Genomic DNA, 22233 nt, shown 5'->3' on the forward strand with positions numbered 1-22233 from the left:
TCAACAGCGTTCGTGAGCCTCGACCGAAACCGTAAACTCTGCGATTCGCGCCGAGGGCATTGACGCGAATTCGGCTGGGGTGGGGTCCACTCAACTCGACTGGACCCCACCCCGACTTAGCCTCCAGATGCCAGGTTCGCACCCGGACCGTTCGGCTCTCGGAGTTCGACGCAGTGGATCTCCTCACGACCGACCAGAGTCCCTCGGCTCCACGCGAAGATAGCGCCTGAAGCCGGGAGGCTTGGCCTCCCGCGTCACTATGCCTCCGCCAAACCCGCCGCGTGCAGCACGTACGCCACCATCGGGTCGTAGTGGCGCGGGTCGCGGACGTGGTCGTCCAGGGGGATCGTCACCTGGAGGGTGCCCTCGGCCTCGCCGATGAAGAGGGCCGGGTCGTTGCAGTCGGCGTAGCCGACCGCGTCCAGGCCGCGCTGGGCCGCGCAGCCAGCCCAGCCGTGGTCGGCCACGACCAGGTCCGGCTGCGGGCGGCCCGCGGCCGTCAGGCCGTCCAGGATCGCCGCCATCGGCTCCGGCGAATGGGTGTGCCACAGGGTCGCGCCGCGTTCCAGTACGGCGACGTCCGCGAACTGCCACACCGAGCCCTCGTCGGCCGTCAGGCCGGACGGGATGACGACGATCTCGCAGCCGGCCGCCCGCAGGGCCGCCGCCGTCGCGCGGTGGACGTCCAGCAGGCCGCCCGGGTGGCCGGTGGCCAGCAGGACGCTCTGCCGGTCGGCCGCCGCCTTGCGCAGCCGGGCCGCCAGCCGGTCCAGGCCGGCCACCGTGAGCTCCGGGTCGATGGTGTCCTGGCCGAAGCGGAACGCCGGGTCGTCCACGACGCCGCAGCGCTCGGCCATCACGGCGAGGACGTCCTGCTCGTCGGTCCAGCGGTCGCCGAGTTCCAGGCCGAGCCAGTAGTGCCGGTCGCCGTTGGCGAGCTTGCGGTAGTGGGAGAGGTTGTTCTCGCGCGGCGTCGCGACCTGCCCCGCGATCCGGGTGCGGACCAGATGGTCGACGAGCTCGGCGCGGGTGGGTACGGGCGTCTCTATCGGCTTCGGCATACGCGCCATTCTGCCGCCGCCGGGGCGGAGGCGGCGCGTCCAGTCCGGCCCGCGGACGCCCCGGGTCATGCCGACAGGGCCTCGAAGGCCCCGTGCGCCAGGCGGCGCAGCAGCGCCTCGGTGGCCTCCCGGCCGAGCGCGGCCAGGTGCGGGGTGGAGTTGAGCAGGCCGAAGACGGCGTGCACGGCGACCCGTACCTCCGCCTCGCCGACCTGGGGGTGCAGTTCCCGTACGACCTCCACCCACAGCTCGACGTACTGGCGCTGGAGCTGCCGTACGAGCTTGCGGTCCGCCTCCCGCAGCCGGTCGAGCTCGCGGTCGTGGAGGGTGATCAGCGCGCGGTCGTCGAGGGCGAAGTCGATGTGGCCGTCGATGAGGGAGGACAGGACGCCGGCCGGGTCCCCGGCCGCCTCGGCGACCCGGTGCCGGCCGCCGGTGAGGAGGCGTTCGCTGATGCCGACGAGCAGCTCGGCGAGCATGGCGTCCTTGCCCGCGAAGTGCCGGTACAGGCCGGGGCCGCTGATGCCGACCGCGGCCCCTATCTCGTCCACGCCGACGCCGTGGAACCCGCGCGCGGCGAAGAGGCGGGCGGCCTCACTGAGGATCTGCTCGCGTCGGGTCGGGGCGGCCGCTCTGGTGCTCATGGGAAACCATTCTAGACAGGGCCGTTAGCGGTCGTTAACCTGAGCCCCACGAGCGTTAACGCTCATTAACCGCCTGGAACGAGCAAGGGAGCTCGACCGATGCAGCAGGCACCAGTGCTGACGAGCGCCGCGGACCCGGCGTCCGAGGCCTGGCGGACCAACGAGGCCGCCCACCGCGAGCTGTCCGAGGGCCTGCGGGCCCGGCTCGACGCGGCCCGGCTCGGCGGCGGGGAGAAGGCCCGCGCCCGCCACACCGCCCGCGGGAAGCTCCTCCCGCGCGACCGCGTGGACACCCTCCTCGACCCGGGCTCGCCCTTCCTGGAGCTGGCCCCGCTGGCCGCCGAGGGGATGTACGGGGGCGCCGCCCCCGCGGCCGGGGTCATCGCGGGCATCGGCCGGGTCAGCGGCCGCGAGTGCGTGATCGTCGCGAACGACGCCACCGTCAAGGGCGGCACGTACTACCCGATGACCGTCAAGAAGCACCTGCGCGCCCAGGAAGTGGCCCTGGAGAATCGTCTCCCCTGCCTCTACCTGGTCGACTCCGGCGGCGCCTTCCTGCCCATGCAGGACGAGGTCTTCCCGGACCGCGAGCACTTCGGCCGGATCTTCTACAACCAGGCGCGCATGTCGGGCGCCGGCATCCCGCAGATCGCCGCCGTCCTCGGCTCCTGCACCGCGGGCGGGGCGTACGTGCCGGCCATGAGCGACGAGGCCGTCATCGTCCGCAACCAGGGCACGATCTTCCTCGGCGGCCCGCCGCTGGTGAAGGCCGCCACCGGTGAGGTCGTCACGGCCGAGGAGCTCGGCGGCGGCGAGGTCCACTCCCGGGTCTCCGGCGTGACGGACCACCTCGCGGAGGACGACGCGCACGCGCTGCGGATCGTACGGAACATCGTGGCGACCCTGCCCGAGCGCGGGGCCCTGCCCTGGTCGGTCGAGGCCCCGGAGGAGCCGAAGGTGGACCCGGCCGGGCTGTACGGCGCGGTCCCCGTCGACTCGCGCACCCCGTACGACGCCCGCGAGATCATCGCGCGGGTCGTGGACGGCTCCCGCTTCCAGGAGTTCAAGTCCGAGTTCGGCCAGACGCTGGTCACCGGCTTCGCCCGGATCCACGGCCACCCGGTCGGGATCATCGCGAACAACGGCATCCTGTTCGCGGAGTCCGCCCAGAAGGGCGCGCACTTCATCGAGCTGTGCGACCAGCGCGGCATCCCGCTGCTCTTCCTCCAGAACATCTCGGGCTTCATGGTCGGCCGCGACTACGAGGCGGGCGGCATCGCCAAGCACGGCGCCAAGATGGTGACGGCCGTGGCCTGCGCCCGGGTCCCGAAGCTGACGGTGGTGGTCGGCGGCTCGTACGGCGCCGGCAACTACTCGATGTGCGGCCGGGCGTACTCGCCCCGCTTCCTGTGGATGTGGCCCAACGCCAAGATCTCCGTCATGGGCGGCGAGCAGGCGGCCTCGGTCCTCGCGACGGTCAAGCGCGACCAGATCGAGGGCGCCGGCCAGGAGTGGCCGGCCGAGGACGAGGAGGCCTTCAAGGCCCCGGTCCGCGCCCAGTACGAGGAGCAGGGCAACGCCTACTACGCCACGGCGCGGCTGTGGGACGACGGGGTCATCGACCCGCTGGAGACCCGGCAGGTGCTGGGGCTGGCCCTGACCGCGTGCGCGAACGCCCCGCTGGGCGATTCGAGCTTCGGCATCTTCCGTATGTGACGTGATGTGACGTGAGGACCTCACTGATGTTCAGCACTGTTCTGGTCGCGAACCGCGGCGAGATCGCGGTCCGGGTCATCCGCACCCTGCGGGAGCTCGGCATCCGCTCCGTGGCCGTCTTCAGCGACGCGGACGCGGACGCCCGCCACGTACGGGAGGCCGACACGGCCGTCCGGATCGGCCCGGCGGCGGCCGCGGAGAGCTACCTGTCCGTGGAGCGGCTGCTCGACGCCGCGCGGCGGACGGGCGCCGAGGCCGTGCACCCCGGCTACGGCTTCCTCGCGGAGAACGCCGCCTTCGCACAGGCCTGCACCGATGCGGGCCTGGCCTTCATCGGGCCGCCGGCGAGCGCCATCTCCCTCATGGGCGACAAGATCCGCGCCAAGGAGACGGTGAAGGCGGCGGGCGTGCCCGTGGTCCCCGGCTCCTCGGGCAGCGGCCTCTCGGACGCCGAACTGGTCGCGGCCGCCTCGGAGATCGGCATGCCGGTGCTGCTGAAGCCCTCGGCGGGCGGCGGCGGCAAGGGCATGCGGCTCGTACGGGACGAGGCGGTGCTGGCCGAGGAGATCGCGGCGGCCCGCCGCGAGGCCCGCTCGTCCTTCGGCGACGACACCCTGCTGGTCGAGCGGTGGGTGGACCGGCCCCGGCACATCGAGATCCAGGTGATGGCGGACGCCCACGGCAACGTGGTGCACCTGGGCGAGCGCGAGTGCTCGCTGCAGCGCCGCCACCAGAAGGTCATCGAGGAGGCGCCCTCGGTCCTGCTCGACGAGAAGACCCGGGCGGCGATGGGCGCGGCCGCCGTCGACGCGGCCCGCTCCTGCGGGTACGTGGGCGCGGGCACGGTGGAGTTCATCGTCCCGGGCGGCGACCCGTCCTCCTACTACTTCATGGAGATGAACACCCGTCTCCAGGTCGAGCACCCGGTGACGGAGCTGATCACCGGCCTGGACCTGGTGGAGCTCCAGCTGCGGGTGGCCTCCGGCGAGGCCCTGCCGGTCACCCAGGACGACATCCGGCTGACCGGGCACGCCATCGAGGCGCGCGTCTGCGCGGAGGACCCGGCGCGCGGCTTCCTGCCGTCCGGCGGTACGGTCCTGGCGCTGTCGGAGCCCTCGGGCGGGGCGGTCCGCACCGACTCCGGGCTGACGGCGGGTGTGCCGGTGGGCTCGACGTACGACCCGATGCTGTCCAAGGTCATCGTCCACGGCCCCGACCGCGCGACCGCCCTGCGCATGCTGCGGGGTGCCCTGGCCGACACGGTGATCCTGGGCGTGCAGACGAACGCCGGGTTCCTGCGGCGGCTGCTGGCCCACCCCGATGTGGTGTCGGGCGACCTGGACACGGGTCTGGTCGAGCGCGACCTGTCCGGGCTGCTGCCGGAGGGCGTCCCGCCGGAGGTGTACGCGGCCGCCGCCCTGCTGGCGGGCACCGCGCCGGAGCCGCGGGCGGCAAAGTGGGCCGACCCCTTCGACGCCGCGAGCGGCTGGCGCCTGGGCGGTACCCCCGCCTGGACGGTGCACCACTTCCGCCTGCCGGGCCTGGACCCGGTGGAGGTCCGTACCCGGCAGGTGGGCGCCGAGCAGGACATCCTGCTGGACGCGGTCGACAGCGGCGCACCGGCCCGCGGCCGGACGGTCGGCCGCACCCCCGACACCGTCACCGTCGAACTCGACGGCGTCACCCACCGCTTCAGCCACACCGCCTCCCCGGAGGGGGTCTGGCTCGGCCGCGACGCCGACTCCTGGCACGTGCAGGCGTACGACCCCGTCGCCGCGAACCTGGGCGGCGGCGGACGCGGGGGCGCGAACACCCTGGCCGCCCCGATGCCCGGCACCGTCACCGTGGTCAAGGTGGCCGTCGGCGACCGGGTGGCGGCCGGGCAGAGCCTGCTGGTCGTCGAGGCGATGAAGATGGAGCACGTCATCTCCGCCCCGCACGCCGGCACGGTCACCGGGCTGGACGTCTCGCCCGGCACCACCGTCGCCATGGACCAGGTCCTGGCGGTCGTCACCCCGGACGAGGAGGAGGGCGCGTGAACCGGCTCCCCATGCACGTCCCGGCCCCCGGCCTCCCGGCCCGGGTCCGCATCCACGAGGTGGGCGCCCGCGACGGGCTGCAGAACGAGAAGACGGCCGTCCCGACGGAGGTGAAGGCGGAGTTCGTGCACCGCCTGGCCGCCGCCGGGCTGACCACGATCGAGGCGACCAGCTTCGTGCACCCCAAGTGGGTGCCCCAGCTGGCCGACGCAGAGCAGCTCTTCCCGCTGCTCGGCGACGTGGACGCCGCGCTTCCCGTCCTGGTGCCGAACGAACGCGGCCTGGACCGGGCGCTCGCGCTCGGGGCCACCCGTATCGCGGTGTTCGGTTCGGCCACGGAGACCTTCGCCGCCCGCAACCTCAACCGGACCGTCGCCGAGTCCCTCGCGATGTTCGAGCCGGTCGTGGCCCGGGCCAAGGAGGGCGGGGCGCACGTGCGCGGCTACCTCTCCATGTGCTTCGGGGACCCCTGGGAGGGCGCCGTCCCGGTGCACCAGGTGGTCTCCGTGGCCAGGGCCCTGCTCGACCTCGGCTGCGACGAGCTGAGCCTCGGCGACACCATCGGCGTCGCCACCCCGGGCCACGTGCAGGCCCTGCTCTCCGCGCTGAACGAGGACGGTGTCCCCACCGACCGCATCGGCGTGCACTTCCACGACACCTACGGCCAGGCCCTGTCCAACACCCTCGCCGCCCTCCAGCACGGCGTCACCACGGTCGACGCCTCCGCCGGGGGTCTCGGCGGGTGCCCGTACGCCAAGAGCGCCACCGGCAACCTCGCGACCGAGGACCTGGTGTGGATGCTCGACGGCCTCGGCATCGAGACCGGGGTCGATCTGGCCGCCCTCACCGCCACGAGCGTGTGGATGGCCGAACAGCTGGGACGTCCCAGCCCCTCCCGTACCGTCCGCGCCCTCTCCCACAAGGAGTAGTCACACCATGTCCCTCGACCACCGGCTCACCCCCGAGCACGAGGAACTCCGCCGCACCGTCGAGGCCTTCGCCCACGACGTCGTCGCGCCGAAGATCGGCGACCTGTACGAGCGGCACGAGTTCCCCTACGAGATCGTCGCCGAGATGGGCCGCATGGGCCTGTTCGGCCTGCCCTTCCCGGAGGAGTACGGCGGCATGGGCGGGGACTACCTCGCCCTCGGCATCGCCCTGGAGGAGCTGGCCCGCGTCGACTCCTCGGTCGCCATCACCCTGGAGGCCGGGGTCTCCCTCGGCGCCATGCCGATCTACCTCTTCGGCACGGAGGAGCAGAAGCGCGAGTGGCTGCCGAAGTTGTGCTCCGGTGAGGTGCTGGGCGCCTTCGGCCTGACCGAGCCCGGCGCGGGCTCGGACGCCGGCGGCACCCGGACGACCGCCGTCAAGGACGGCGACGAGTGGGTGATCAACGGCTCGAAGTGCTTCATCACCAACTCCGGTACGGACATCACCGGCCTGGTCACCGTCACGGCCGTGACGGGCCGCAAGGCGGACGGCCGCCCGGAGATCTCCTCGATCATCGTCCCGTCCGGCACGCCGGGCTTCACGGTGGCCGCCCCCTACTCCAAGGTGGGCTGGAACTCCTCGGACACCCGTGAGCTGTCCTTCGACGGTGTCCGGGTCCCCCTGGCGAACCTGGTGGGCCAGGAGGGGCGTGGCTACGCCCAGTTCCTGCGGATCCTCGACGAGGGCCGGATCGCCATCTCCGCGCTCGCCACGGGCCTGGCCCAGGGCTGTGTGGACGAGTCGGTGAAGTACGCCAAGGAGCGGCACGCCTTCGGGAAGGCGATCGGCGACAACCAGGCGATCCAGTTCAAGCTGGCCGACATGGAGATGCGCGCCCACATGGCCCGCATCGGCTGGCGGGACGCGGCCTCCCGGCTGGTGGCCGGCGAGCCGTTCAAGAAGGAGGCGGCGATCGCGAAGCTGTACTCCTCGACGGTGGCCGTGGACAACGCCCGCGAGGCGACCCAGATCCACGGCGGCTACGGCTTCATGAACGAGTACCCGGTGGCGCGCATGTGGCGGGACTCGAAGATCCTGGAGATCGGCGAGGGCACCAGCGAGGTGCAGCGCATGCTGATCGCGCGCGAACTCGGCTTCTCCTCCTAGGAGAAGCCCCCGTACGGGCGGGGCGGAGCGAGGGGGCCCGAAAAAAACTAAGGGCCCCCTTACCGTTTTCGGCCAAGGTTAGGCTAACCTTCCCCACGAACGGCTCAGTCGCCGCCCCGGTACGCACGAAAACGGACAACGATTATGCCCAAGTCCCGCAGCCTCTCCCTCACCCGTCGCGGGTTCGTCGCAGCCGGCGGCGCCCTCGGCCTCGTCGCGGTCCTCGCCGCGTGCGGCGGCACCGACTCGGCGAAGGGCGACGGCGGCAAGGACAACGGCGCCTCGGCGTCCTCCGGCCCCTGGACCTTCACCGATGACCTCAAGCAGGAGGTCACCCTGAAGTCGAAGCCGAAGAACATCGTCGCCTTCACCGGCACCGCGGCCGCGCTGTACGACTACGGCGTCCAGGTCAAGGGCGTCTTCGGCCCGACCAAGACCGCCGACGGCAAGCCCGACGTGCAGGCCGGCTCGATGGACATCTCCAAGGTCGAGATCCTCGGCAACGTCTACGACGAGTTCAACGTCGAGAAGTACGCGGCCCTCCAGCCCGAGCTGCTCGTCACCAACACCTGGGACGGCTCGCTCTGGTACGTCCCCGCCGCCTCCAAGGACAAGATCACCAAGCTGGCCCCGGCCGCCGCGATCGGCGTGGGCGGCGACGTCTCCATGGACAAGGCCCTGGAGCGCACCGCGGACCTCGCCAAGGCGCTGGGCGCCGACATGAACGCGAAGGCCGCCGTCGACGGCAAGGCCCGCTTCGAGGCCGCGGCCGCCAAGGTCCGCGAGGCCACCAAGGCCAACCCGGGCATCAAGGTCCTGGTGGGCTCCGGCTCCGCCGACCTGTTCTACGCCTCCTCCCCCGACACCTCGGCCGACCTGAAGTACTTCAAGTCCCTGGGCGTCGAGTTCATCACCCCCGACAAGCTCGACGAGAGCGGCTTCTTCGAGAGCCTGAGCTGGGAGAACGCCGGCAAGTACAAGGCCGACCTCGTCCTGCTCGACAACCGCACCGGCACCCTGCAGCCGGAGGAGCTGAAGGCCAAGGCCACCTGGGCCGAGATGCCCGCGGTGAAGGCCAACCAGGTCGCCCCGCGCACCACCGAGCCGATCTTCTCGTACGAGAAGTGCGCGCAGATCCTCGAGGACCTCGCCAAGGCGCTGCAGAACGCCAAGAAGGTCAGCTGACGCCCGGCGCCCGGTGACCCCGGGCGCCCCGCACGTCACATCCGATCCACAGGGGGACCCTCCGCATGACCGAGACCGCGTCCGACGCCCCGGCCGTCGCACACTTCCGCTTCTTCGAGCTCGAAGTGCTCCGCACGCTCCGCCTGGGCCACTCGTTCCTGCGGGTCACGTTCGGCGGGGAGTCCCTCTCGGGTTTCCGCTCGGGCGGCTTCGACCAGAGCCTGTCGCTCTTCCTGCCGCCGGCCGGCACGGAGCACACCGTCCTCCCGTCCACGGACGAGGACACCTGGTTCGCCGCCTGGCGCGGGATGGCTGACGAGGAGCGGCCGGTGATGCGCTCCTACACCGTGCGCGAGCAGCGCCGCACCGACGGCGGAGCCGTCGAGGTCGACATCGACTTCGTGCTGCACGGGGACTCCTCCCCCGCCTCCCACTGGGCCGGACGGGCGCAGGCCGGCCGCCGGATCCTGGCGATCGGTCCGGCCGTCGCCGAGAACAAGTCCGTGCGCTTCCAGCCCCCGGCCGGCACCGACGCGGTCTGGATGTACGCCGACGAGACCGCGCTGCCGGCCGCCGCCGGGATCCTGGACCGGCTGCCCGCCGGCACCCGGGTCCGGGCCTGGTTCGAGGTCCCGCACGAGGACGACCGGCTCGCGCTCGACACGGCCGCCGACGCGGACATCACGTGGATCGTGCGCGAGGGAGACGGCCGCGAGCGGGCCGGGCGGGTGCTGGACGCGCTCCGCTCGGTGCAGCCGCAGGACGCGCAGACCGCCGAGGCCCCGTACGTGTGGCTGGCCGGTGGGGCCGGCACGGTGCGCGCGGTGCGCCGCCACTTCGTGCAGGAACGATCCGTCGACCGCCGTTCGGTGCGCTTCACCGGCTACTGGCGGCTCGGCGCCAGCGAGGAGCAGCTCCTCGCCGAGGCGTACGCGGGCAAGGCTCCCAGCGAGGACCCCGCGTCCGAGCTGTAGTCAGCTCCGCTTCGCCCCACAGCAGTTGGAGATGGGCCCTGGTCGCTACCAGGGCCCATCTTCATTTGGTCATTCCGTTTAGGTTAGGCTAACCTAAACATCACACACCACACCCTCCCCTTCTCCCCCCTGCCCGGAGGAAAGTTGATGCGCCAGCATCTGCTGAACGAGACGACCGCGGATATCTACCGCCGTTCTGTCACCGAGGGCGTCGACCGTGTCGCCGCCAAGCTCGCCACCACCGAACGGCCCCACACCGGCATATCCGTCGACGAACTCGCCCCGGTCATCGACGGGATCGACCTCGACACCCCGCTCGGCGACTCCTCCGCCGCGCTCGCCGAGCTGGAGGACGTCTACCTCCGCGACGCCGTCTACTTCCACCACCCGCGCTACCTGGGCCACCTCAACTGCCCGGTCGTCATCCCCGCGGTGGTCGGCGAGGCCGTCATGGCCGCCGTCAACTCCTCCCTCGACACCTGGGACCAGTCCATCGGCGGCACGCTCATCGAGCGCCGCCTCATCGACTGGACCGCGGGCCGCATCGGCCTCGGCCCCGACGCGGACGGCATCTTCACCTCCGGCGGCAGCCAGTCCAACTTCCACGCGCTGCTGCTGGCCCGCGACGAGGCCTGCCGCATCGTCATGCGCCGCGCCATGGACGCGGGCATCGGCCTGAGCAAGGCCGAACTCCTGCCGAAGCTGCGCATCTTCACCTCCGAGGCCAGCCACTTCAGCGTGCAGAAGTCGGCCGCCATGCTCGGCCTGGGCTACGAGGCCGTCATCTCCGTGCCCGTGGACCGCAACCGGCGCATGGACACCTCCGTCCTCGCGCTGGAGCTGGAGAACTGCGCCGCCGAGGGCCTCTTCCCGATGGCCGTCGTCGCCACCGCCGGCACCACCGACTTCGGGTCCATCGACCCGCTCCCCGAGATCGCCCGCCTGACGGCCGAGCACTCCGCGTGGATGCACGTGGACGCCGCCTACGGCTGCGGCCTGCTGATCTCCCCCACCCGCCGGCACCTCCTCGACGGCATCGAGCACGCGGACTCCGTCACGGTCGACTACCACAAGTCGTTCTTCCAGCCCGTGAGCTCCAGCGCCATGCTGGTCCGCAACCGCGACACCCTCAAGCACGCCACGTACCACGCGGACTACCTCAACCCGCGCCGCATGGCCGAGGAGCGGATCCCCAACCAGGTCGACAAGTCCATCCAGACCACGCGCCGCTTCGACGCGCTCAAGCTCTGGATGACCCTGCGCATCATGGGCGCCGACGGCATCGGCTCGCTCTTCGACGAGGTCGTCTCGCTCGCCGCCGCCGGGTACGACGTGATCGCCTCCGACCCCCGCTTCGAGGTGGTCGTCGAGCCGCAGATCTCCACCCTGGTCTTCCGCTTCCTGCCCGGTGAGGACGTCCCCGCCGACCTCGTCGACGAGGCCCAGCTCCACGCCCGCAAGGCGCTGTTCGCCTCCGGCGAGGCGGTCGTCGCCGGCACCAGGGTGGACGGGAAGCAGTACCTGAAGTTCACCCTCCTCAACCCGCAGACCACGACGGCCGACATCGCAGCCGTCCTCGACCTCCTCGCCGCACACGCCGAGCAGTTCCTGGGAGAATCCCTTGCCGTCCACCACTGAGCCCCTCGACTTCATCGGCATCGGCCTCGGTCCCTTCAACCTGGGACTGGCCTGCCTGACCGCGCCGATCGACGAGCTGAGCGGCCTGTTCATCGAGTCGAAGCCGCACTTCGAGTGGCACGCGGGGATGTTCCTGGACGGCGCGCACCTGCAGACGCCGTTCATGTCGGACCTGGTCACCCTCGCCGACCCGACGTCGCCCTTCTCCTTCCTGAACTACCTGAAGGACCAGGACCGGCTGTACTCCTTCTACATCCGGGAGAACTTCTACCCGCTGCGCGCCGAGTACAACGACTACTGCCGCTGGGCCGCCGACCGCCTCGACAACGTCCTGTACTCGACCTCCGTCACCGAGGTCACCTACGACGAGCAGGCCGGCGTCTACGAGGTCCGCACCGACAAGGGCGAGACCCACCGCGCCCGCCGCCTGGTCCTCGGCACCGGCACCACCCCGTACGTCCCGGAGGCCTGCGCCGGCCTCGGCGGCGACTTCCTGCACAACTCCGCCTACATGCCCCACAAGGCCGAGCTGCAGAAGAAGAAGTCCATCACGCTGATCGGCTCCGGCCAGAGCGCCGCGGAGATCTACTACGACCTCCTCGCCGAGATCGACGTCCACGGCTACCAGCTCAACTGGGTCACCCGCTCCCCGCGCTTCTTCCCGCTGGAGTACACCAAGCTGACCCTGGAGATGACCTCCCCCGAGTACGTGGACTACTTCCACGCCCTCCCGGAGGACACCCGCTACCGGCTGGAGACCCAGCAGAAGAACCTCTTCAAGGGCATCGACGGCGACCTGATCAACGCCATCTTCGACCTGCTCTACCAGAAGAAGATCTCGATGCCGGGCGCGGTGCCGACCACCCTGCTCACCAACACCTCGCTGAACAGCACGGCGTACGACACCACCACGGGCACCTACACCCTGGGGCTGCGCCAGGAGGAGCAGGAGCGGGACTTCACCCTCTCCTCCGAGGGCCTGGTCCTGGCCACCGGCTACAAGTACCGCACGCCCGACTTCCTGGACCCGGTGCGCGACCGCCTCAACTTCGACGGGCGCGGCCGCCTCGACGCCGCCCGCAACTACAGCGTCGACACCACGGGCCGCGGGGTGTACCTGCAGAACGGCACCACCCACAACCACTCCCTCACCTCCCCCGACCTGGGCATGGCCGCGTACCGCAACGCGTACATCGTGGGTGAGCTGCTCGGCCGCGAGTACTACAAGGTCGAGAAGTCCATCGCGTTCCAGCAGTTCGCCGCCCCGGAAGGCACGCACGCATGAGCACCACCGACACCCTCTACTCGCGTACGGACGCGGTCCTCGGGGACTTCGCGATCCGCCCGCTGGACCCCCTCTCCGACGCGGAGCTGCTGCACGGGTGGGTCACCCACCCCAAGGCCTCGTTCTGGATGATGCAGGACGCCTCGCTGCCGGACGTCGAGCGCGAGTACATGCGCATCACCGCCCACGAGCACCACCACGCCTTCATCGGCCTGCACCGGGGCAGCCCGGCCTTCCTGATGGAGAGCTACGACCCGCGCGAGCTGGAGCTGGTCGGCCTGTACGACCCGGAGCCCGGCGACGTCGGCATGCACTTCCTCGTCGCGCCGACGGAGACGCCGCTCAGCGGCTTCACCCGCGCCGTGATCACCACCGTGATGGCCGCCCTCTTCGCCGACCCGCGGACCCGTCGCGTGGTCGTCGAGCCCGACGTGCACAACAAGGCCGTCCACGCCCTCAACGAGGCCGTCGGCTTCGTGCCCGAGCGCGAGATCCGCAAGCCGGAGAAGGAAGCCCTGCTGAGCTTCTGCACCCGCGAGCAGTTCGAGGCCGCCACCGGCATCACCCAGGGAGCGTCCGCATGAGCCTCTCCGAAGCCGTCTCCCACCTCTCCCCCGAGCTGTGGGAGCGCGCCAACCGCGCGCTGGTTCGCAAGGCCCTCGCGGAGTTCGCCCACGAGCGGCTCCTGACCCCGGTGTCCCTCGGCGGCACCCGCTACGCGGTCGTCTCCGACGACGGCGCGGTGGAGTACCGCTTCGACGCCGACCGGCAGGCCCTGGACCACTGGTCGGTGGACGCCGCGAGCGTCACCCGGCTGCGCGACGGCGCCTCCCTGCCGCTGGACGCCCTCGACTTCCACATCGAGTTCCAGCAGACGCTGGGGCTCAGCGCCGAGGTCCTCCCGGTCTACCTGGAGGAGATCTCCTCCACCCTCGCCGGCTCGGCCTTCAAGTACACCAAGCCGCAGGTCACCGCCGAGGTGCTCGCCAAGTCCTCCTTCCAGGACATCGAGACCGGCATGACCGAGGGCCACCCCTGCTTCGTGGCCAACAACGGCCGCCTCGGCTTCGGCGTCCACGAGTACCACCAGTACGCCCCCGAGGCCGCGAACCCGGTGCACCTGATCTGGGCCGCCGCCCACAAGGACGTCGCCACCTTCACGGCGGGCGCCGGCCTGGAGCACGACAGCTTCATGCGGGACGAGCTGGGCGACGCCGCGGTCGGGATGTTCGCGGCCAAGCTGCGCTCGATGGACCTGGACCCGGCGGACTTCCTGTTCTTCCCGGTCCACCCCTGGCAGTGGTGGAACAAGACCACCATCACCTTCGCCACGGAGATCGCGAACCGGCGGCTGGTGCTGCTCGGCGAGGGCGAGGACGCCTACCTCCCCCAGCAGTCGATCCGCACGTTCTTCAACACCACCACGCCGACGAAGCACTACGTCAAGACGGCCATCTCGGTGCTGAACATGGGCTTCATGCGGGGCCTGTCGGCCGCCTACATGGAGGCCACCCCCGCCATCAACGACTGGCTGCACCAGCTGATCGAGTCCGACGAGGTCCTGCGGTCCGTCGACTTCTCGATCATCCGCGAGCGCGCCGCCATCGGCTACCGGCACCTGCAGTACGAGCGCGCCACCGACCGCTACTCGCCGTACCGCAAGATGCTCGCGGCCCTGTGGCGCGAGTCCCCGGTGAACTCCCTCGGCGACGGCGAGCGGCTGGCCACCATGGCCTCGCTCCTGCACGTGGACGACGACGGCAGGTCCTTCGTCGGCGCCCTGATCGAGGAGTCCGGGCTCACCCCGGCCGAGTGGCTGAAGCCGTACCTGCGCGCCTACCTGCTGCCGCTGGTCCACTGCTTCTACCAGTACGACCTCGCGTACATGCCGCACGGCGAGAACACCATCCTCGTCATCAAGGACGGCGTGGTGCAGCGTGCGATCTTCAAGGACATCGCCGAGGAGATCGTCATCATGGACGCGGACGCGGTGCTGCCGCCCGCGGTGGAGCGCATCCGGGCGGACATCCCGGAGGACATGAAGCTGCTGTCGATCTTCACCGACGTCTTCGACTGCTTCTTCCGCTTCCTGTCGTCCATCCTCGTCACCGAGGGCATCTGCACCGAGGAGACGTTCTGGCGGGCCGTGGCCGACTGCGCCCACGACTACCAGGACTCCATGCCGGCCCTCACGGAGAAGTTCGAGCGCTACGACTTCTTCGCCGAGGAGTTCCAGCTGTCCTGCCTCAACCGCCTCCAGCTGCGCAACAACAAGCAGATGGTCGACCTCTCCGACCCGTCCGCCGCGCTCCAGCTGATCGGCACCCTCAAGAACCCCGTCGCGGCCTACGCCCGGCGGTGAGACGCGGGGCGGGGGTGGTGCCGATACGGTCCCTCGGCACCACCCCCGCACCGACGGTGCGGGGGCGCGGGCGCGATGTCAGATGGCCCTCTTCGCGCTCGGCCCCCGCCCCACTCCCCTGCGCCACGTCACATCCCGCCCGCCCCGCCCCGGCGGTCACCGGCTCCAGGGCACGTCCGGGGAGCGGTGGAAGCCGATCCCCTGCGCCTCCATCCGGGGTCCCTGCGCCGCAAGCCGCCTGCTGTACGCGGTCCAGTCCAGGGCGGCCGCCGGGGACCAGCCCAGCTCGGCCAGGCCCAGCACCCGCGGGAACGCCATCAGCTCCCACTCGGCCCGCGTCGCGACGTTCTCCGTCCACAGCGGGGCCTCCACCCCGAGCACCGCGGACTCCGGCACCCCGGCCAGATAGGCCCCCGGGTCCCAGGAGTACGACCGGGCCACCGGGACGTACCCCGCCCAGGACAGCCCCGGCCCCGTCGCCGCCTCGTACTTCATGTCCAGGTACACCCGGTCCGCCGGTGACAGGACCAGCGGGTGCCCGGCCTTCGCCGCCGCCACCACCTCCGCCCGGTCCGCCGCGGAGGTCCGGTCGTGGCCCCAGTACTGGAGCACCGCCCCCGGCGCCGGACGCGCCCCCGCCAGCTGGTGCCAGGCCATCACCGTCTTCCCGTACCGCCCCACCACCTGCTGCGCCCGGTCCATGAAGGCCGCGTAGTCCGCGGCGGGCGTCGCGTGCGCCTCGTCGCCGCCGATGTGCAGGTAGCGGCCGGGGGTCAGCTCCGCCAGCTCGCCGAGCACCTCGTCCACGAACGCGTAGGTCCGCTCCTTCGCCACGCACAGCGAGCTGAAGCCCACCTTGACGCCCGTGTACCGCGGCGGTGCCTTGCCGTCGCAGTTGAGCTCGGCGTAGGAGGCGAGCGCGGCGTTGGTGTGCCCCGGCATGTCGATCTCGGGGACCACGTCCACGTAGCGCTCGCCCGCGTAGGCCACCAGCTCGCGGTACTCCTCCTTCGTCCAGTGGCCGCCGGGTCCGCCGCCGACCTCGCCGGCGCCCCCGTACTGCGCGAGGCGGGGCCAGGAGTCGATCGCGAGGCGCCACCCCTGGTCGTCGGTGAGGTGCACGTGCAGGGTGTTCACCTTGTACGGGACGAGCTGGTCGACGTACCGCTTGACCTGCTCCACGGTGAAGAAGTGCCGGGCGATGTCGACCATGGCCCCCCGGTACGCGAACCGCGGCCGGTCGGTGACCGTGCCGCCCGGCACGGTGCCCGGTCCGGACACGGGCAGCAGCTGGCGCAGGGTCTGCCCGCCGCGGAACAGCCCGGCCGGCGTCCGCGCGACGATGTCGACCCCGCCGGGTGCGGACACCAGCCGGTAGCCCTCGTCCCCCAGCCCGTCCTCCGCCCCGTCCACGCGCAGCCGGATCCCGTCGCCCCGGACCCCCGCGACCACCGGCAGCTCCGGGCCGTCCGGGCCGCGCAGCTGCCCGGCCAGGAGCTCGCCCACCCGCCGGACCTCCGCGCCCGCTCCGGGGCCGGTACGAATGACCGTGCCCGGGCCGAAGGAGTAGCCGGGACCGCCCGCCCGCACGGAGAGGGGGGCCGGCAGCAGCCGTTCGAACGGGGTGAGGGCGGCGGGCGGATCGTCGCCCGCCCGCGCGTCGCCGGTCTGGGCGGCGGTGCAGGAGACGGCACCGAGGACGAGGAGGGTGCCGAGCGCGCGACGCAGGACTCTCATGAGCCCAGGTATAGGCCAACTGGCCCGTCGGGGGCGGTGGGAGAATCGCCGAATGGCGGAAATCATCCAGAAGGACGGAACCTGGACGTTCGACGGCGACGCGGTGCGCATCGTGCCCGGCCGGGACAAGGGGGTCGCGCTGCTGCGGCAGAACCTCGGCGAGGTGGTCGTACCGCTGCGGGCGCTGGCGGGGATCTCGTTCGAACCCGGCCGCAAGGCGGGCCGGCTGCGGCTCCGGCTGCGGGAGGGCGCCGACCCCCTCCTCCAGGTGACCGGGGGACGGCTGCCGGAGGGCTCCGACCCGTACCGGCTGACCGTGGAGCCGGACCGCACGGGGGTGGCCGAGTACTTCGTGGACGCGGTCCGCAACGCCCTGCTGCTGGACCAGGTCGATCCCGGCGCCTGCGACGCGTACGTCCTGCCGGGCCCGGCCGTGCCGATCTCGGTGGGCGCGGGCGACGGGAGCGTCGCCTTCGACGGGGACCGGATCGTGCTGGAGTGGAACTGGACCACGGAGGAGGCCAAGAGCTCCGGCGGGCCGCGCGAGTTCCGGGTCGCGGACCTGCGGGCGGTGGAGTGGGCGCCGTCGAAGGGGCTGGAGAACGGCTGGCTCCGGTTCACCCTGGCGGGCGCCGGCCAGGCCGCCGCGCCCAAGTACGACCCGTACACGGTGGAGCTCTTCGGCTTCAAGAAGGACCCGCTGATGGCCCTGGTCGCGGCGGCCGTGGCGGTCCGGCTGCCGCACCCGGCGGCGCGGCCCGCGGCCCCGGCCGAGGAGGCCGTCGCGGTGCTCGCCGCGCCGGCCGCCTCCACGGCGGAGGACCACGACACCCTGCTGCGGCGGCTGCGGGAGCTGGGGGAACTGCACCGGTCGGGGATCCTCACGGCCGACGAGTTCACCGCGGCGAAGCAGGCCGTTTTGCGGAGATTCTGACCGGATGCATCCATTCCGCTGGTCCAGACCATAAGGATCCTGCCCGATATCGGGCAGGATCTTTGCACTCGGGAGCGCAAGACGTCAGTATCTACGGGTGCTCGACCGCCGACCGTCCTACGACGACCTCGTCGAACACCTGGTGCGCAGCACCCCGCTGCAGCGGGGCGAAGCCGCCCGGGTGGTCCTCGACGTGCTCGCCTACTTCGACGAGACGACGGAGGACTTCGTCCGCCGCCGCCATCGCGAACTCCAGGCCGGCGGAGCGGTGAACGCCGAGATCTTCGACCGGATCGCGGCGGAACTGCCGCACCGCGCCGTGGCACCCCCGGAGCTCTCGCTCCGGCAGCTGCGCCGCATCGTCTACGGCTGAGCCGGCCACCGCCGGAGCGACCGCGGACGGGCACCACGAACCGAACTTCAGGAGGGGCAAGACCTTATGTGCGGAATCGTCGGTTACATCGGAAAGCGTGACGTGGCACCGCTGCTGCTGGAAGGCCTGGCGCGGCTCGAGTACCGCGGCTACGACTCCGCGGGCATCGTCGTGAACAGCCCGAAGGCCGGCGCGCTCAAGATGGTCAAGGCCAAGGGCCGCGTCCGCGACCTCGAGGCCCGCGTCCCCAAGCGCTTCGCCGGGACCACCGGCATCGCCCACACCCGCTGGGCCACCCACGGCGCGCCGAGCGACATCAACTCGCACCCGCACCTGGACCCGGAGAACAAGGTCGCGGTCGTCCACAACGGCATCGTCGACAACGCCGCCGAGCTGCGCGCCAAGCTGGAGGGCGAGGGCGTCGTCTTCGCGTCCGAGACCGACACCGAGGTGATCACCCACCTCATCGCCCGCTCCCAGGCCGACAGCCTGGAGGAGAAGGTCCGCGAGGCGCTCAAGGTCATCGAGGGCACCTACGGCATCGCCGTCATGCACTCCGACTTCGCCGACCGCATCGTCGTCGCCCGCAACGGCTCCCCCGTCATCCTGGGCATCGGCGAGAAGGAGATGCTCGTCGCCTCCGACGTGGCCGCGCTCATCGCCCACACCCGCCAGGTCGTCACCCTCAACGACGGCGAGATGGCCACCCTCAAGGCCGACGACTTCCGCACCTACACCACCAGCGGAACGACGACCAACTCCACCCCGGAGACCGTCGAGTGGGAGGCCGCCTCCTACGACATGGGCGGCCACGACACCTACATGCACAAGGAGATCTCCGAGCAGCCCGACGCGGTCGACCGCGTGCTGCGCGGCCGGATCGACGACCGCTTCAACACCGTCCACCTCGGCGGCCTGAACCTGGACCCGCGCGAGGCGCGCGGCATCCGCCGGGTCAAGATCCTCGGCTGCGGCACCTCGTACCACGCGGGCCTGATCGGCGCCGGCCTCATCGAGGGCATGGCCCGCATCCCCGCGGACGCCGAGCCGGCCTCGGAGTTCCGCTACCGCAACCCGGTCGTCGACCCCGACACCCTCTACATCGCGGTCTCCCAGTCCGGTGAGACCTACGACGTGCTCGCCGCCGTCCAGGAGCTCAAGCGCAAGGGCGCCCGCGTCCTCGGCGTGGTCAACGTGGTCGGCTCCGCCATCGCCCGCGAGGCCGACGGCGGCGTGTACGTGCACGCCGGCCCCGAGGTCTGCGTCGTCTCCACCAAGTGCTTCACCAACACGGTCGTCGCCTTCGCGCTGCTCGCCGTGCACCTGGGCCGCATCCGGGACCTCTCGGTCACCGACGGCAAGCGGATCATCGACGGCCTGCGCCGACTGCCCGCGCAGATCCAGGAGATCCTCGACGGCGAAGAGGACATCAAGAAGCTGGCGGCCGAGTTCGCCGAGGCCAAGTCGATGATGTTCATCGGCCGGGTCCGCGGCTACCCGGTGGCCCTGGAGGCCTCCCTCAAGCTGAAGGAGATCTCCTACATCCACGCCGAGGCCTACCCGGCCTCCGAGCTCAAGCACGGCCCGCTGGCCCTGATCGAGCCCTCGCTGCCGACGGTCGCGATCGTCCCGGACGACGACCTGCTGGAGAAGAACCGCGCGGCGCTGGAGGAGATCAAGGCCCGCAGCGGCCGGATCCTCGCGGTCGCCCACCGCGAGCAGGAGAAGGCCGACCACACGATCGTGGTCCCGAAGAACGAGGACGAGCTCGACCCGATCCTCATGGGCATCCCGCTCCAGCTGCTCGCGTACCACACGGCCCTGGCCATGGGCCGGGACATCGACAAGCCGCGCAACCTGGCGAAGTCCGTCACGGTCGAGTAGTCGCACCCCGCACGTGTACGGCCCCCGGGATCCCCGGGGGCCGTACGTGTGTCCGCCGTGGCTGCCGCTCGGGTCAGCCCGTGGCCACCGCGCCGCGGCCGGCGGACCTGCCGAAGGCCATCGGCCAGTGGGCGAGGGCCGCGGTGGCTCCGTACCAGGCCAGCAGGCCGGCGACCGCGGCCACCCAGCCGGCCACCTTGGCCAGCATGCTGTTGCCGGCGAAGGCGCCTATCGCCAGGAGCAGCAGGGAGAGGGTGAACAGGCCGTACACGCCCTGTCCGAACAGGCCGCTCGCGGCGCCCACGGTGAGGGTGACGCCGAGGAGGGCGAACAGGACGAGGAAGCTTCCGGCGGCGTCTGCGGAAACCTTTCCGTCTGCTCCGGCGGCCCAGGTGAACCAGAAGGCCCCGAGGCCCGCGAACGCCGTGCCGTTGAATCCGTTGCCGCCGCGGAACTCCAGGAGTCCGAGCACGAACAGGGCGAGACCGCCGACGTACGTCGCGAGCGACACGGAGCCGGCAGCGGTCACGCCGTCGATGACACCGGTGTGGCCGATACCGAATGCGAGAAGGGTGAGACCCAGGGCGATGTGCCCGAGGGTCGAGGTCGAGGCCGTGCTTCCCGCAGAGACACCATTGTCCACGGCGGGCTCCCTTCGATCTGCAGTTGTTTGCTGCGTCCCAGCAGCATTTATCTACCCTTTACACGGGTGCACAACCGCACAATCGACTTAACAGCCGGTCACGGAATGACAACAACCGGTCGCTGTGCGCGCTTGGCCAGTCGCCCCGCGACCGACCCGAAGATCCGGCCCACGATGCCGTGGGTGGATCCCACCACGATGGCGTCGGCCGAATACTCCCGGCCTACCTCCTCCAGCTCATGGCAGATGTCACCGCCGCGCTCGACCAGGATCCAGGGCACTTCCGCCAAATAGTCGGCGCACGCAAGCTCCAGCCCGAGCACCTCGGTGCGGTGGTCCGGCACGTCCACGAAGACGGGCGGCTCGCAGCCCGCCCACACGGTCGTGGGCAGCCGGTTGGCCACGTGGACGATGATCAGCCCCGACCCCGAGCGCCGGGCCATGCCGATCGCGTACGCGAGCGCGCGCTCACTGGAGGTGGAGCCGTCGAAACCCACCACGACCCCGTGCCGGAAGGCCGGATCGCAGGGCGAGCGTGTCTGTTCCGCCGCGCGCGGCTCGGCGGCGGACGCGGGGTCGGCGAGCCGTTTGCGCTTGCGGTCCGCGGGTTCGGAGAATTCGTGACCGGCCATGGGTGTCTCGGCGAAGAGGTCCTTGGAGGAAGCGACAGGGGCGAAATCGGCGACGCAGGGTGACGGAGCTCTGTCCGGGAAGCATCTTCCCAAGCCCATACCCACCAGGGTACGGCGACACTCCTGTCCTGCACAGGGCTTGCCGCACTTGGAGAGCGTCCCAGGGAGCATGCCGGAGCGAGAGCGCCTTGGCAATGTCCGCTGCCCCCTACAGCCAGTGACGAGAGGGGGAGTTGCCACCCGTGCGCGCAGTGACCGAGCCCCACCGCGCGCCGTTGGGACATGCGTCCGACCTTGAGCGAAGAGCCCGCAGGGAGTACGCCGTGCCCGGCCATCCGGTCCACCCCGTCCAACCAGCTCAGCCGACGCAGCCCGTCCGCTTCCCCGATCCGGGGCGGCGGTTCGACCCCGCCGGACGTCCGTCCGTTCACCCGTCCGTGCCACCCTCCGGACGGCCCCACGAGGACCCTGCGGGTGACGTCGTGCGCTGGGCCGCCTTCAGCTGCCTGCTGGTTCCCGTGGTCCTCGTGGTCTACGGAACCTCGTTCGGCGGGGCGGCCGTCGCCACCCTCGGCCTGTTCGCGGTCACGGCGGCCTGCCGCACCCTGCTGCGCCGGTCGGAGGAGGCCGGGCGTTCCCTGGCGCGGGTGCCGGCGGAGGACCGGCTTCCGGCGGGAGCCCGGGGCCGCCACTCCCGGGCGGGGGCCGGGAACCGCCGCGGCTGCGGCGCCTCCGGCCCGGCATCCCCGCACGACTGACTCGTTCGCACACCCACACCCGCATGTTTTCAGCCAACTTCCCGGCAAGGTGCCCCCCTTGCCGGAATGTCCCCCCAACCGCCCCACCACCAGCGACGACACTCCGCAGGGCGCTTCCTGGCCGTACGGGTACTGGCCACGACCGGGGGACGCGCTTCCCACCCGGGTAGCGGAGTGGAACCCTTCCTGATCGAATGCTTTTCGCCAAGTTGAGAAGTCGACATAGCGCTGCGTGCTGAACTTGTCACGCCGACACCACGGGACGCAGTAG

The 22233-nt window shown here is 71.3% G+C and carries 19 protein-coding genes; 14 read left to right on the top strand and 5 right to left on the bottom strand.

Annotation, left to right across the window (positions count from 1 at the left end; genetic code table 11):
- Positions 1-257: 257 nt before the first annotated feature.
- Both ACPU2J_RS12345 and ACPU2J_RS12350 read right to left on the bottom strand, forming a co-directional pair.
- A complete protein-coding gene (locus ACPU2J_RS12345) occupies positions 258-1070 on the bottom strand; it encodes a phosphatase (RefSeq protein ID WP_423833252.1) in 813 nt (270 codons plus the stop codon).
- Positions 1071-1126: 56 nt separating this feature from the next.
- Entirely contained in the window at positions 1127-1705 is a 579-nt protein-coding gene (locus ACPU2J_RS12350) for a TetR/AcrR family transcriptional regulator (protein ID WP_420080732.1), read from the bottom strand.
- Between the two features lie 99 nt (positions 1706-1804).
- On the opposite strand from ACPU2J_RS12350, the gene ACPU2J_RS12355 reads away from it, so the two are divergent.
- From ACPU2J_RS12355 to ACPU2J_RS12400, 10 genes are all read left to right on the top strand, one after another.
- Entirely contained in the window at positions 1805-3421 is a 1617-nt protein-coding gene (locus ACPU2J_RS12355; RefSeq protein ID WP_399312531.1) for a carboxyl transferase domain-containing protein, read from the top strand.
- Between the two features lie 26 nt (positions 3422-3447).
- Positions 3448-5460 carry an acetyl/propionyl/methylcrotonyl-CoA carboxylase subunit alpha gene (locus ACPU2J_RS12360; RefSeq protein ID WP_423833253.1) on the top strand — a complete coding sequence of 671 codons (2013 nt, stop codon included), beginning with the start codon at positions 3448-3450 and terminating at the stop codon, positions 5458-5460.
- 11 nt (positions 5461-5471) lie between these two features.
- Entirely contained in the window at positions 5472-6389 is a 918-nt protein-coding gene (locus ACPU2J_RS12365) for a hydroxymethylglutaryl-CoA lyase (protein WP_401163607.1), read from the top strand.
- A gap of 7 nt (positions 6390-6396) precedes the next feature.
- Entirely contained in the window at positions 6397-7557 is a 1161-nt protein-coding gene (locus ACPU2J_RS12370; RefSeq protein WP_361592254.1) for an acyl-CoA dehydrogenase family protein, read from the top strand.
- Between the two features lie 144 nt (positions 7558-7701).
- Complete coding sequence (locus ACPU2J_RS12375; RefSeq protein ID WP_420080730.1) at positions 7702-8742, top strand: ABC transporter substrate-binding protein; 1041 nt, start codon at positions 7702-7704, stop codon at positions 8740-8742.
- A 65-nt stretch (positions 8743-8807) separates the two neighbouring features.
- Complete coding sequence (locus ACPU2J_RS12380; protein WP_423833254.1) at positions 8808-9716, top strand: siderophore-interacting protein; 909 nt, start codon at positions 8808-8810, stop codon at positions 9714-9716.
- 147 nt (positions 9717-9863) lie between these two features.
- Positions 9864-11354, top strand: coding sequence for a pyridoxal phosphate-dependent decarboxylase family protein (locus tag ACPU2J_RS12385; protein WP_420080728.1), 1491 nt, complete (start codon positions 9864-9866; stop codon positions 11352-11354).
- A complete protein-coding gene (locus ACPU2J_RS12390) occupies positions 11338-12639 on the top strand; it encodes a lysine N(6)-hydroxylase/L-ornithine N(5)-oxygenase family protein (RefSeq protein WP_420080727.1) in 1302 nt (433 codons plus the stop codon). The genes ACPU2J_RS12385 and ACPU2J_RS12390 overlap by 17 nt, the downstream gene beginning before the upstream one ends.
- Positions 12636-13223 (top strand): GNAT family N-acetyltransferase, encoded by a 588-nt coding sequence (locus ACPU2J_RS12395; protein WP_365497329.1) that lies wholly within the window; start codon positions 12636-12638, stop codon positions 13221-13223. Before ACPU2J_RS12390 ends, ACPU2J_RS12395 begins: the two co-directional genes overlap by 4 nt.
- On the top strand, positions 13220-15001 hold the full coding sequence (locus ACPU2J_RS12400) for an IucA/IucC family protein (RefSeq protein WP_365497331.1): 1782 nt from the start codon (positions 13220-13222) through the stop codon (positions 14999-15001). The genes ACPU2J_RS12395 and ACPU2J_RS12400 overlap by 4 nt, the downstream gene beginning before the upstream one ends.
- Before the next feature lie 156 nt (positions 15002-15157).
- Here the strand turns inward: ACPU2J_RS12400 and ACPU2J_RS12405 are convergent, their stop codons facing one another.
- Entirely contained in the window at positions 15158-16738 is a 1581-nt protein-coding gene (locus ACPU2J_RS12405) for a beta-N-acetylhexosaminidase (RefSeq protein ID WP_423833255.1), read from the bottom strand.
- 52 nt (positions 16739-16790) lie between these two features.
- Between ACPU2J_RS12405 and ACPU2J_RS12410 the strand changes: the two genes are divergently transcribed.
- The 3 genes from ACPU2J_RS12410 (at position 16791) to glmS (ending at position 19929) form a co-directional block, all read left to right on the top strand.
- On the top strand, positions 16791-17672 hold the full coding sequence (locus ACPU2J_RS12410; protein ID WP_391345142.1) for a DUF4429 domain-containing protein: 882 nt from the start codon (positions 16791-16793) through the stop codon (positions 17670-17672).
- 97 nt (positions 17673-17769) lie between these two features.
- Entirely contained in the window at positions 17770-18045 is a 276-nt protein-coding gene (locus tag ACPU2J_RS12415) for a hypothetical protein (protein WP_361592272.1), read from the top strand.
- Positions 18046-18111: 66 nt separating this feature from the next.
- Positions 18112-19929: a glutamine--fructose-6-phosphate transaminase (isomerizing) gene (gene glmS, locus ACPU2J_RS12420; RefSeq protein ID WP_361592274.1), complete on the top strand. Its 1818-nt coding sequence runs from the start codon at positions 18112-18114 to the stop codon at positions 19927-19929.
- 73 nt (positions 19930-20002) lie between these two features.
- Here the strand turns inward: glmS and ACPU2J_RS12425 are convergent, their stop codons facing one another.
- On the bottom strand, positions 20003-20572 hold the full coding sequence (locus ACPU2J_RS12425) for an acetate uptake transporter (RefSeq protein WP_365497333.1): 570 nt from the start codon (positions 20570-20572) through the stop codon (positions 20003-20005).
- Between the two features lie 98 nt (positions 20573-20670).
- Positions 20671-21204: a universal stress protein gene (locus ACPU2J_RS12430; RefSeq protein WP_361592278.1), complete on the bottom strand. Its 534-nt coding sequence runs from the start codon at positions 21202-21204 to the stop codon at positions 20671-20673.
- Between the two features lie 482 nt (positions 21205-21686).
- Here ACPU2J_RS12430 and ACPU2J_RS12435 point away from each other — a divergent pair, with 482 nt between their 5' ends.
- Positions 21687-21962 carry a hypothetical protein gene (locus ACPU2J_RS12435; RefSeq protein ID WP_401163495.1) on the top strand — a complete coding sequence of 92 codons (276 nt, stop codon included), beginning with the start codon at positions 21687-21689 and terminating at the stop codon, positions 21960-21962.
- Positions 21963-22233 lie beyond the last annotated feature (271 nt).

Source organism: Streptomyces manipurensis (assembly GCF_049570255.1).
GTDB classification, from domain to species: Bacteria; Actinomycetota; Actinomycetes; order Streptomycetales; family Streptomycetaceae; genus Streptomyces; species Streptomyces manipurensis.